We start from the raw sequence: 12,052 nt of genomic DNA, 5'->3' as shown, positions 1-12,052 counted from the left end.
CCATACGTCGAACAGAGGTCGGTTCCCTCAGGAGCCGGCCTTCGCGTGTTCCGTCTTCTGCCGCGCGGGGGGAATGCTGCGCGTTATACGATCTGCTTGATAAAGCTTTCCAGCATGATTTTCAGGCGCTGGGCATCCTCGCTGCCGTAGTTGTCCTCGACCTTCGCCTCATGCTCCTCGACACGCTTGTTCTGCGAGGCAAGCATCGAGGCCCCCTTGTCGGAAAGGAACATTCGCACCTTGCGCCGGTCGGCGGGGTCGGGAACCCGATAGACGAGCGCATCCTGCACCATGCGATCCACCAGCTTTGTGAGCGTCGGCAAATTGAGCGCCAGCTCCTCGGCAAGCTTGCCCATCGGCAGCCCACCGGCCTCCGACAGAACCTTCATCAGCCGCCACTGATCCAGCGACACGCCCTCGGCTGTCAACTGGCGGCTGAGGTGCCGGTTCGCCTGAGCGAGCAGATGCGAAAGATGTTCGTTGAGCGAGCGTTCGGCCATGATTCTTTAATGAGCAATTGTTTAATCGGAAACTATATATATAGTGCTTCAGTCCCGCCGCATAGGCGGGGCCCAACGAAAACAAAAAAATCACAATCCGCCGTTGCGGAGCGTGTCGTCCAGGGTGGAGCGTAGAATAAAAGGGAGAACGCCGTGACGTTCGATTCTGCTCTGGCCGGCGGGGCCAGCGGCATCTGGATGCGCAACCCAGCCTCTTCGCGCCAAAGCCGGGTTCCCTTACGCCAGACCCTGCTTTCCAAACGCGCAGGTCACCAAAACATGTCCGTACCGCGCAAACGAGAGCCTATCCGGATCGGGTTGCTCGTCCCCTTCCAGGGGGCGGATGCGATCTGGGGGCCATCCTGCCAGTACAGCGCCGTTCTCGCCGCGGCCGAGCTCAACGAGAAAGGCGGCATCCTTGGCCGACAGATAGAGCTTCTGGCCGCCGATGCCGGCGGCAGCCCGCAAGCCGTTGTCGAGCGTGCCCGCGACCTTGTCGAGCGCCAGGGCGCCAATGCACTGGTCGGCGTCCACCTCTCCTCAGTAAGGGTCGAACTTGCCCGCGCCCTGGCCGACCGGGTACCCTATGTCTTCGCTCCACTCTTTGAAGGCGGTACGGAGGGCGAGAGGGTATTCAGCATCGGCGAGGTGCCGGAACGGCAGTTTTCCGGCGCCGTGAGCCATTTCATGGATCACCAGGGCGCGCAGCGTTGGTTTCTCGTCGGCAACGACTATGTCTGGCCCCGGGCTTCACACAACTGGGTGCGCAACTTCGTCCTGCAGCGGGGCGGCGAGATCATCGGAGAGGAATATGTCGGACTTGGCGACGACACGACGCACCTCATCGACCTGATCGGGGCAGCGGACCCTGATATCGTCTTTCTCTCTTTAGTCGGCTCGGAATGCGTGCCCTTCAACCGCATGTTTGCCGAGCGCGGCCTGTCCCGCCATATCCTCCGTCTCTCGGGTGCTGTGGAGGAAAACACGTTGCTGGCAATCGGCGCAGACAACACCGAGAACCTGTTCTGTGCCGCCGGCTACTTCAGCGCGCTGCAGACACCGGAGAACGACACCTTCCTGAAGCGCTACCGGGATGCCTTCGGCGTGACGGCGCCCGTGCAAGGTGTCTTGAGCGAGGCCTGCTATGAGGGCTTGCGCTTCTTCGGTGCCCTGGCCACCCGCGCACAATCACTGGAAATCGACGCTCTGTCACAGGCTTTCGAAGGCCTCAGCTTCGAAAGCCCCCGCGGCGTGACCACGATCCGAAACGGGGTCGTTTCCGGGCCGACCTACCTTGCCCGCGCCGACGGCACCGAGTTCGAGATTCTTCGCAGCTTCGACGCCATCTGACCTCCCCTCTCCGGTTTCGACAATCGGAGGCACGTTCCTCGCCCGCGATCAGAAGGCACGTCCCTGCGAAGGCGCCTTTCCAATCCTTCATATCCTGCTGTTTTGAAACAGGCTTTCCGGAAGCCACGGCTTGAAAACCGTTGCTGGCAAAAAATACTTGAAAAAGAAAATATTGAATATATAAATATTATTGACCGCACGAAGACCGCCTGCCCGTTCCCATCGGTTTGGGCCGACCCCGCAGACACCCGTCTGCCGGGACGAATTCGTACGTCCATTCGGATCTACTAAGAAGAGGGTGAACTCATGAAAATCAGCAGACGCCTGTTTCTCGGCGGTACGGCCGCCGCCTTGACCGCTCCTTGGGTCAATCGCAGCTTCGCGGCTGACGACATCACGATTGCGAGCATCTACGATCTTTCCGGCGGCCTCGAAATCTACGGCCAGCCGATCGACGCCTGCCTCGATCTTGCCGTTGCCGAACTGAACGAGGCCGGCGGCCTGCTCGGTCGCCAGATCAAGGTCCAGAAATACGATCCGCAGTCCAACATCCAGCTCTACACGCAGTTCGCGACGGAAGCGGCAACGAGCCTGCAGGCTGCGACCGTCTTTGGCGGCATCACCAGCGCCTCCCGCGAAGCCATCCGGCCGATCCTCGGTCGGTACCAGACACTCTACTTCTACTCGCCGCTCTATGAGGGCGGCGTCTGCGACCGCAATACCTTTTTGACGGGCTCGACCCCTTCGCAGACCATCGGCCAGCTGATGCCCTTTGCCATCAAGAACTTCGGCAAGAAGGTCTATGTGCTCGCTGCCGACTACAACTACGGTCAGATTTCCGCCAAGTGGGTACGCGACTTCACTACGCAAGCCGGCGGAGAAGTGATTGCTGCGGAATTCTTCCCGCTCGACGTCACCGATTTCAGCGCGGCAATCCAGAAGATCCAGCGCGAGAAGCCTGACGTGATCTATACGCTCCTGGTGGGCGGCAACCATATGGCCTTCTTCCGCCAGTGGGCGGCGGCCGGGATGACGGGCCAGATCCCGATCGTCTCCACGTCTTTCGGCGGCGGCAACGAACATATCGTCCTGACGCCTGCGGAATCCGACGGCGTCATGGCCGCATTCGGCTATTTCCAGGAGATAAAGTCGCCAGCCAACGAGGCCTTCGTGAAGCGCTACCACCAGAAGTTCGGCGACAAGGCGCCCTATGTGACCGAGCATGCCTCGGCGACCTATAACGCCGTCCACCATTGGGCAAACGGCGTCAGGAAAGCCAATTCCCTCGACCGCATGGCGGTCATAGAGGCGATCGAGAGTGGCTCAACGGTTGACGGGCCTGGCGGCCCCTCGACGATCGATCCCAAGACGCACCATTGCGCCACGGACGTCCATTTTGGCCGGGTCAAGACCCACAGTTTCGAAATCCTCGAAAGCTTCGCGAACCAGCCGCCGGCCGACACGGCTGCCGTTTGCGACCTGGTCGCCAACCCGAACGACAACCAGCAATACGTCATCCAGTAATCGCTGACGCATTGCCTCCCGGCGCGTGGCAGGCCGCGCACCGGGAGCCACCCGGGACAAATCCAGTGGACTATTTTCTTGTTGTGCTGCTCCAGATCGCTGGAGCGGTCGGCAACCTCGCGCTTGTCAGCGTCGGGCTTGCCGTCATCTTCGGCATGATGCGGGTCATTAACCTTGCCCATGGCGAGTTCATCATGCTCGGCGGTTTTGCAGCGATCTTCAGCGTGCAGGCCGGCGTCAACATCTGGCTTGCGATGCTGGTGGTCGCGCCGCTGAGCGTGGCCCTGCTCGGCGTGCTGGTCGAGCGCCTCATCATGCGCCGCCTTTATGGCCGCATGGTCGATACCATGCTGGCAAGCTGGGGCCTGAGCCTGCTGCTCATCGGCCTTGCCACCACTTTCTTCGGCAATCGCGTCGTCGGCGTCGCTGCCCCGGTCGGCAGTTTCCGTATCGGCCAATACAGTCTGGGCGCCTATGATTTCGTGCTGACGGGCATCGTCCTCGTCATCTTTGCCGCAGGCTATGCAGTGTTGCGCTTCACGCGCGTCGGCCTGGTTGCCCGGGCAACCATGCAGAACCGGGAAATGGCCTCGTCCCTGGGCATCGAACCCTCGCGGGTCTACGCCGTCACCTTCGCGATCGGCTCGGCCCTCAGCGGTTTGGCAGGCGGATTGCTGGCCCCGATATCCGGCGTGTTGCCCACCATGGGCGTCGCCTATGTCGCCAAGGCCTTCATCACGGTCATCACCGGCGGAGCCAGCGTCATCACCGGTACAGCGCTGAGCTCGACCTTGCTCGGCAGCATCAACACGGTGTCCACCTTCATCACCACACCGGTTCTCGGTGACGTGGCGCTGCTTCTTGCCGCCACCATCTTCCTGCGTCTCCTGCCGACAGGCATCACCGGCCGCATTTTCAGGGGGGCACCATGAGCTTGTCCACATTCTGCCGGGCCAGCGGCACGCATATCGCACTCGCAGCCATCGCCATGCTGGCAGCGATCATCATCTTCCCCACCGTCGCGCCGCTCTACACGCTGATCAACGTCACGCTCTACATGTCCATGGGCATCTTTGCGCTGAGCCTGGCGCTTCTCTGGGGCTATGGCGGCATCCTCTGCTTCGGCCAATCGGCGTTCTTCGGCCTCGGCGCCTATGCCTATGCCATTGCCGCCATCAACTTTGGCGACACGACGCTTGCAGCAGCCTTCGCCATAGGGATCCCGGCCCTGTTCGCGGCCGGCCTTGGTTACTTCCTTTTCTATGGCCGCCTCAGCGATGTCTATCTCGGCGTCATTACGCTTACCGTCACGCTCATCCTGTTCAAGCTGATCAACAGCACCGGCGGTGACGCCTGGCGGATCGGCGCGGCGCGACTCGGCGGCTTCAACGGCATTCCCAACACACCGCTGCTGACAATGCCGTTTACCGGCGCTCCGCTGTCCCCTGCGAACATGTTCGTGTTCGCCTGCATCGCCCTGTTTGCAACCTACACCCTCTGCAAGTGGCTGATCGCCACCCGCTTCGGCCGCGCGGTGATTGCCGTGCGGGAAAACGAGATGCGGGCGGAATTGCTCGGCTACAATGCCAAGCGCCTGAAGCTCGCCGTCTTTGTTATCTCTGCGGGCATTGCTGGGCTGGCCGGATTGCTGTTTGCCAACTCCGTCTTCGTCAGCCCGACCATGTTCAGCCTCTCCATGGCCGCGCAGGTGCTGATCTGGGTGGTGGTCGGCGGCCTTGGCACGCTCTTGGGCCCGGTCGCAGCCTGCTTCGCCCTGCAAATCGCGGCGGCAGCGCTCGGCAAACTCGGCTTTGTCGACCCAAACATCGTGCTCGGGCTGGTGCTGATCGTTTTCGTGGTCTTCGTCCCGGGCGGCATCCAGCCTGCTCTCGCCGCGCTCCTTGCCCGCATCAGTCTCCCCTTCAGCAAGTCCCAAGGGCACATGCGCAGGGAGGCCACACGATGAGCGACTATCTCCTCGAAGCGCAGGACGTCGCCATGCATTTCGGCGGTGTAAAGGCACTCGACGGCGTGGATCTACGCCTGAAGAAGGGCGAACTGCGTTGTCTTCTCGGCCCCAACGGCGCCGGCAAGAGCACCTTCTTTCGCTGCCTTACCGGCACCTACAAGCCAACCCGAGGGCGCATCCTCTTCAAGAGCGACGATATCGCCGGCAGGGAGCGGCACGAGATCGCCCGTGCCGGCATCGGGGTGAAGACCCAGGTGCCCAGTCTGTTCGACGGTCTCACCGCCCATGAAAACCTGTGGCTCGCCCTCCGCACGGTCCACAACACCGCCGCCCGGGAAGAGAAGATCGCTGATGTCATGGAGCGGGTGGGCATTTCATCGCTGCGGGGCAACGTGCTCGGTCGCATGGCCCATGGACAACGCCAACTCGTGGAACTGGCCATGGTTGTCGCCAGTGATCCGGACCTCGTGCTGCTCGACGAACCGGCAGCCGGTATGACCGACGGCGAGGTGGAGCGCCTTGCTTCCATCATCCGCGACCTGAACCGCACCCATACCGTCGTGGTCGTGGAGCATGACATGCACTTCATCCGCATGATCGCGGATCAGATCACAGTCTTCCATCAGGGTCGCATCCTGGCGGAGGGCCATGTGGAAAGCATCCTCGCGAACCAGACGGTCCGGGATGTCTATCTGGGGAAAAAACATGATGCCTGATCTCCTGACCGTCAAAAATCTCCAGTCCGGCTATGGCCGCATTCCGATCCTCTTCGGGATCAGCCTCTCGATCGCACAGGGCGAATTCGTCGGCATTCTCGGCCACAATGGCATGGGCAAATCGACGCTTCTGCGCACGCTGATGGGGCACATCGCCGCGACCGGCGGCAGCATCCATCTTGCGGGCCACGATGTGACCAAGGCCTCTCCCGCCGCCCGTTCCCGGGCCGGCATCGGCTACGTCCCGCAAGGACGCCAGATATTCCCGGCGCTCTCGGTGATGGACAACATGCGCGTCGGCGCCGCCCACCAGAGCCCGAGGCAGGCCAAGGCGATCATCGATCAGATCATCGAGGAACTGCCACGGCTGAAGCCGATCCTGTCGCGGGCCGGCGGGGTGCTCTCCGGTGGCGAGCAGCAGATTCTCGCCCTCGCCCGCTGCCTCTGTGCCGATCCGAAGCTGATCCTGCTCGACGAACCGACCGAAGGCATTCAGCCGTCCATCATCGAGGAAATGAAGGACACGCTGAAGGCCCTCGCCCGCTCACGCAACCTTTCGATCCTGCTCGTGGAGCAGAATCTCGACTTCATCAGCGATCTTGCCACCCGGGTCCTCGTCATCAAGCGCGGCCAGCTCTCCGGCGAGATCGACCCTGCCAAACTGCACGATGCCGATCTGGCGGGTGACTTCCTGCCCGCCTGATCCCCTTCAACACCCAGAAACGAGGTCACCATGATCACCATCACCGCCGTCATCCGTGCCCGCAAGGGCTACGAGCAGACCATGGCCCAGGCCCTACTCGAAGTTGCCGAGCATGTGCGCGCCAACGAGCCGAACACGATCGGTTTCCATATTTCCCAGGATGCGCAGGACCCCTGCCTGTTTGCCACATACGAGCGCTTTAACGATCGCGCCGCGATGGACCTGCATAACAATTCCGACGTCGTCGCCCGCTTCTTCGGCATCGCAAAGCCGATCCTCGACGGCGAGGTCATCCTGATCACCGCCAACGAAATTTCCGCCAAAGCCTGAAGATCGACAAGGGGAACAGAGCACCATGAACGCACCCGTAACTCTCCGGCGCCTTGGCGCGGATGCCGCCCGCTTCGTGGCGAAGGAAAAGAAGCTCTATATCGACGGCAAATGGGTTCCGTCCGCCGAAGGCGGCACCATAGAGATCATCGACCCTGCGACCGGCGAGGCCTTCGATCGTGTTCCGGAGGGCAAGGCCGCCGATATCGACCGCGCCGTTGCCGCCGCCCGCAAGGCGTTCGATGACGGCCCATGGGCAAACATGACACCGGCCGACCGCGGAAAGCTCGTCTGGACGCTTGGTGATCTCGTCGAAAGGCATGCGGACGAACTGGCGGAGCTCGAGGCGCTGGACAATGGAAAGCCGGTGACGGACGCCAGGAACGGCGACATTGCCTTTTCTTACGAGTTGCTGCGTTACATGGCCGGCTGGAGCACGAAAATCTGCGGCCAGACCATCCCGCTGTCGGCCGGTGCTCCGTTCCATGCCTATACGCTGCGGGAGCCGGTGGGCGTCTGCGGCCAGATCGTGCCGTGGAATTTCTCTTTCATGATGGCCGTCTGGAAAGTCGCGCCGGCGCTTGCTGCAGGCTGCACGATCGTCCTCAAGCCGGCCGAGCAGACACCGCTGACGGCCCTGCGCCTTGCCGAACTGGTCGAAGAGGCCGGCTTCCCGGCCGGCGTCTTCAACGTGGTGACAGGCTATGGCGAAACTGCCGGCGCGGCACTTGCCGCCCATCCCGACGTCGACAAGATCGCCTTCACCGGTTCCACGGAGGTTGGCAAGAAGATCCTCGACGCTGCCAAAGGCAACTTGAAAAAGGTCTCGCTCGAACTCGGCGGAAAGTCGCCGATGATCGTCTTTGCCGACGCCGATCCCGCTGTCGCGATCCCCGCCATCGCCTATGGCATCTTCTACAATATGGGCCAGACCTGCACGGCCGGAACCCGTCTTTATGTGCACAAGGACATCGCCGATACCATCCTGAGCGGCTTGAAGACCTTTGCCGAATCCATGTCGATCGGCGTCGGCCTCGACCCCACGACACAGATCGGCCCGCTCGTCTCCCAGGAACAGTTCGACCGCGTCAGCGCCTATGTGAAGGCGGGCCTTGCCGAGGGTGCGAAGCTCTATTGCGGCGGCAAACGCGCTGGCACGGAAGGATATTTCCTCGAACCCACCATCCTGACGGAAACCACTCCCGATATGTCCGTCGTCAAGGAGGAGATCTTCGGGCCGGTTCTGGTCGTCGCCACCTTCGATGACGACGGCATCGACGCTATCGTCAAGGAGGCCAACAACTCGATCTATGGATTGGCCGGCAGCGTCTTCACGCGCGATGTCAGCCGTGCCCACAAGGTCGCCAAGAAGCTGAAGGCGGGCACGGTGGGAGTGAACACCCACCATGTCATCGACCCCGCGCTTCCGTTCGGCGGCTTCAACCAGTCCGGCTGGGGGCGTGAACAAGGCTACGAAGCCATCCTCCTCTATACCGAGGTGAAGTCCGTCGGCATTGCGCTCTAGGACCGCCGATGCCGTGGCGGTTTCACCGCCACGGCATGTACTCTGGACAGGAAACACGAGACGACGACGCATGCACAATCTGACGATCGACGGTGAACGCCTCTGGCAAACCATCATGGAGACATCGGCCTTCGGCGCCATCGCGGGAGGCGGTATCGGCCGGCTGACGCTGTCTGAGGCAGACAGGAATGTCCGCGACTGGCTTTGGGAACAATGCGAGGCCATCGGCTGCAGCGTCAAGGTCGATACGGTTGGCAACATGTTTGCACTGCGGCCCGGTACCAATGGGAATGCGCTGCCAATAGCCATGGGCAGCCATCTCGACACGCAGCCGACCGGAGGGAAGTTCGACGGGATTCTCGGCGTGCTTGCAGGGCTGGAAGTGCTCCGCACGCTACATGACGCGGGCTACGAAGCGGAACATCCGCTGATGCTGGTCAATTGGACCAACGAGGAAGGCGCACGTTTTGCGCCCGCCATGGTCGGCTCAGGCGTTCATGCCGGCGTCTTCGACCAGACGTTTGCCGACAGCCGCGTGGATGCCGATGGCGTTTCGTTCGGCGAGGCCATCGACGCAATCGGTTATCGCGGCAAGGCCCCTTTGGGAGAAACTCGCTTTGCAGCAATGTTCGAGCTGCATATCGAGCAGGGGCCGTTGCTGGAGCGGGATACCACCGACATTGGCATCGTGACCGGCGTCCAGGCAATGCGATGGTACGACCTGGCCATCACCGGCCGGGAAGCCCATGCCGGCTCGACCCCGATGGACATGCGATGCGATGCGCTTGCCGATGCCGCGGCGGTCATCCTCGGTGCACAGGAGATCGCCCGCAGGTTCAAAGGCATGGCAACGACAGGCCAGCTATCGATTGCCTCTCCCTCTCGAAACGTCATTCCCGGCACGGTGACGCTCAGCCTCGATATGCGCCATCCGACGGATGACGGGCTCGACCAGATGGAAGCCGAGGTGGCAAAGCTTGTTTGGAGCCAGTGCCAGGAGCGGGCCCGGACTGACGTGGTGTGGAACAGCCCGGCCGTGCATTTCGATGCCGGTTGCCTAGCGACGGTTCGGCAGGCAGTGAAGCGCATCGGCGCGAGCGCGCGCGATATCGTTTCCGGCGCGGGCCATGACGCCGTCTATGTCTCGCGCGTTGCGCCCACGGCAATGATCTTCATCCCCTGCCGGGAGGGCCTGAGCCACAATCCTGCCGAGAGCGCGGAGAAAGGTCACTGTGTCCTTGGCGCCCAGGCACTGCTTGAGAGCGTGCTGTCCCACAAGGTTTCGCGCGGCCCTCAACAGGGTGCCACCGAAACACCCTAACCTCGCGCCTGCGGCGGCAGCCAGCCCGGCGTCGCGACAGGCGTCCGGGCTGTACGATCTATCAAAGCGTGAAGGCGAAGGCCCGCTGCGGGTTGGCGACCATGAACTTGTGGATGAGAGCCTTGCCGTCAAATCCCGCCTCACCGGCCTCCTCGACAAAACGCGGCACCCATTTTTCGAGGATGAAGCCCATGCCAAGCCCCCCTTCGCCATAGCTGGCAAACATCGTGCGCCGCGCGATATCGCCGCCGACCATGACCTGATCCTCGTGCCCGCGCCGCACAAGATCAAGGATGCAGCGCGTGCGCACGTCTTCGGAATAGTATTTGACGCGGGTAATGCCGTCGAAGCTGAAGAAGGCGCCGGTTTCGGCAACCTTGCGATGCAGCCAGGGATCGGGATTACGGTCGAGATGGGCGATCGTCAGGCGGGTGGGGTCGATCCCTTCCTGCTTGAGAAGGTCGAGTTGCTCGAGCGCCATCGTGCCGAGTTCCGTGTGCGAATGGATGGGCGCGCCGGTTTCCTTGTGCGCATCGAGCACGGAAAGAAGCACCTTGATCTCGGCCTCGCTCATCGTGTTGTAGCCCGTGCCGAACTTGACGACGCCGCCCCTGATATCCGTGCCATCCATGCCCTCGGTGACTTCGCGCCGGACATGATCGGCGAGTGCCGTGCGGCTCTTCGATGCGATCCACTGCGCGTAGGTCATGCCCTGGCCGGGCATCTGCGCCGGCCACATGATCGCCTTGTTGAACCCTGCCGTTGCGATCACCTGCACGCCCGCCGCCCCGGCAATGCGCTTCACCGTCCCCACATCCCGGCCATAGTCGATCGCCGTCGCATCGTAGATCGTCCGCCCGCCTGCCCTGGCGAAGATCTCCAGCTCCGCCTGAGACGCCTCCGGACTGTCGAGGAGCAGATCCGCATCACCCTTCTCCTTCCAGAGTGCCGGGACGCAATAGATATGGTCGTGGGCATAGGTCACACCCATCTCCGACGGATTGATATCGCCAGCCACGGTCCGCACGAAAGCCATTACACTCTCCATATGGAAAACATTTTCACAAAAAGAATTGCACAAATTCAATGAATAGGCACGAATAAAATGAATATACGAAAATAATTGCAATATGCCATCCGTCTGCTAAGCTAAAGCCATCGCGCCCCACGCTCACCCGCCTGATCAGGAATGCCCATGAGAAGAATCCGCACAGTGCTTGGAGATATCGGGACCGATGGTCTTGGCCTCGTCTACAGCCACGAACACCTGATCACCGATCCGCCCGCGATACAGAAGGATCGGGATCTCGAGCTTTCCAGTTATGAGTGCTCGCTGCGCGAGCTCATCATCTTCAAGGAGAGCGGCGGCACGCTGCTGGTCGAGGCAACGACGCTCGACTATGGGCGCAACCCCGCGGCGATGGCGCGCATGTCGCGCGAGGCCGGTGTACCGGTCGTCGCCGTCAGCGGCTTCAACAAGGCCGCCTATTTTCCGCTCTGGGTGGAAACGACCCCGCTCAACGCGATCGCCGACAAGCTGGTCCGGGACGTGTCGGAGGGCATGGATGGCGGCCCACACAAGGCAGGGCACCTCAAGTCCGGCGGCTCGTACAACTTCCTCCACCCGCTTGAGGAAAAGACCACGCGGGCCGTCGCACGCGCCCACAAGGAAACCGGCGCGCCGATATGGCTACATACCGAAGCCGGCACGATGGGCCTCGAAATGCTCGACATTCTTGAGAGTGAGGGCGTGGCGCTGGAGCGCGTGGTCGTTGGCCACTCCGACCGCAACCCCGACCCCTACTATCATGCAGCCATCGCCCGGCGCGGCGCGACCGTTCAGTTCGACGGCGTCTCGAAGGTAAAGTACCACCCGGACAGCACCCGCATTGCCTGCATCAAGGCCCTGCTGGATGCCGGCCATACCGAACGCCTGATGATATCGGGTGACATGGGCCGGGCCTCCTATCTTGCCGGCTACGGCGGCGGCCCGGGCTTTGCCTTCATCGCCAAGACGTTCATCCCGCGCATGCGGGAAGAGGGCATAGACGAAGGGGCAATCGAAACGATCTTCAAAAGGAACCCGGTGCGCTGGCTTGCCCAGTTCTGACCGT

General features: G+C 62.0%; 12 protein-coding genes. 10 read left to right on the top strand and 2 right to left on the bottom strand.

Translation table 11 applies throughout. The features are described 5' to 3' along the window. Window positions 1–83: 83 nt before the first annotated feature. Entirely contained in the window at window positions 84–500 is a 417-nt protein-coding gene (locus K0P03_RS23570; protein ID WP_023516098.1) for a MarR family winged helix-turn-helix transcriptional regulator, read from the bottom strand. A gap of 279 nt (window positions 501–779) precedes the next feature. On the opposite strand from K0P03_RS23570, the gene K0P03_RS23565 reads away from it, so the two are divergent. The 9 genes from K0P03_RS23565 (at window position 780) to K0P03_RS23525 (ending at window position 9,938) form a co-directional block, all read left to right on the top strand. After that, window positions 780–1,850 (top strand): substrate-binding domain-containing protein, encoded by a 1,071-nt coding sequence (locus K0P03_RS23565; protein WP_245462190.1) that lies wholly within the window; start codon window positions 780–782, stop codon window positions 1,848–1,850. 306 nt (window positions 1,851–2,156) lie between these two features. Beyond that, on the top strand, window positions 2,157–3,374 hold the full coding sequence (locus K0P03_RS23560; RefSeq protein ID WP_023513740.1) for an urea ABC transporter substrate-binding protein: 1,218 nt from the start codon (window positions 2,157–2,159) through the stop codon (window positions 3,372–3,374). Between the two features lie 65 nt (window positions 3,375–3,439). Continuing rightward, window positions 3,440–4,306 (top strand): branched-chain amino acid ABC transporter permease, encoded by an 867-nt coding sequence (locus K0P03_RS23555; protein ID WP_023513739.1) that lies wholly within the window; start codon window positions 3,440–3,442, stop codon window positions 4,304–4,306. Then, the gene (locus K0P03_RS23550) at window positions 4,303–5,340 is read left to right on the top strand and encodes an ABC transporter permease subunit (RefSeq protein ID WP_023513738.1); all 1,038 of its coding nucleotides are present in this window, start codon (window positions 4,303–4,305) and stop codon (window positions 5,338–5,340) included. The genes K0P03_RS23555 and K0P03_RS23550 overlap by 4 nt, the downstream gene beginning before the upstream one ends. Next, complete coding sequence (locus tag K0P03_RS23545; RefSeq protein ID WP_024269888.1) at window positions 5,337–6,059, top strand: ABC transporter ATP-binding protein; 723 nt, start codon at window positions 5,337–5,339, stop codon at window positions 6,057–6,059. The genes K0P03_RS23550 and K0P03_RS23545 overlap by 4 nt, the downstream gene beginning before the upstream one ends. Then, a complete protein-coding gene (locus K0P03_RS23540; protein ID WP_023513537.1) occupies window positions 6,052–6,762 on the top strand; it encodes an ABC transporter ATP-binding protein in 711 nt (236 codons plus the stop codon). The genes K0P03_RS23545 and K0P03_RS23540 overlap by 8 nt, the downstream gene beginning before the upstream one ends. Before the next feature lie 30 nt (window positions 6,763–6,792). Next, the gene (locus K0P03_RS23535) at window positions 6,793–7,092 is read left to right on the top strand and encodes a putative quinol monooxygenase (RefSeq protein WP_023513538.1); all 300 of its coding nucleotides are present in this window, start codon (window positions 6,793–6,795) and stop codon (window positions 7,090–7,092) included. Window positions 7,093–7,117: 25 nt separating this feature from the next. Beyond that, the gene (locus tag K0P03_RS23530) at window positions 7,118–8,617 is read left to right on the top strand and encodes an aldehyde dehydrogenase family protein (protein ID WP_023513539.1); all 1,500 of its coding nucleotides are present in this window, start codon (window positions 7,118–7,120) and stop codon (window positions 8,615–8,617) included. A 70-nt stretch (window positions 8,618–8,687) separates the two neighbouring features. Beyond that, window positions 8,688–9,938, top strand: coding sequence for a M20 family metallo-hydrolase (locus K0P03_RS23525; protein ID WP_272790766.1), 1,251 nt, complete (start codon window positions 8,688–8,690; stop codon window positions 9,936–9,938). Window positions 9,939–9,999: 61 nt separating this feature from the next. Here the strand turns inward: K0P03_RS23525 and K0P03_RS23520 are convergent, their stop codons facing one another. Then, window positions 10,000–10,974: a phosphotriesterase family protein gene (locus tag K0P03_RS23520; protein ID WP_130517567.1), complete on the bottom strand. Its 975-nt coding sequence runs from the start codon at window positions 10,972–10,974 to the stop codon at window positions 10,000–10,002. Between the two features lie 159 nt (window positions 10,975–11,133). Here K0P03_RS23520 and K0P03_RS23515 point away from each other — a divergent pair, with 159 nt between their 5' ends. After that, window positions 11,134–12,048 (top strand): phosphotriesterase family protein, encoded by a 915-nt coding sequence (locus K0P03_RS23515; RefSeq protein ID WP_023516392.1) that lies wholly within the window; start codon window positions 11,134–11,136, stop codon window positions 12,046–12,048. Window positions 12,049–12,052: the final 4 nt, after the last annotated feature.

It is taken from the genome of Shinella sp. HY16 (genome assembly GCF_028534175.1).
Taxonomy (GTDB): domain Bacteria; phylum Pseudomonadota; class Alphaproteobacteria; order Rhizobiales; family Rhizobiaceae; genus Shinella.
This window is presented reverse-complemented; position numbering and strand designations above follow the sequence as displayed.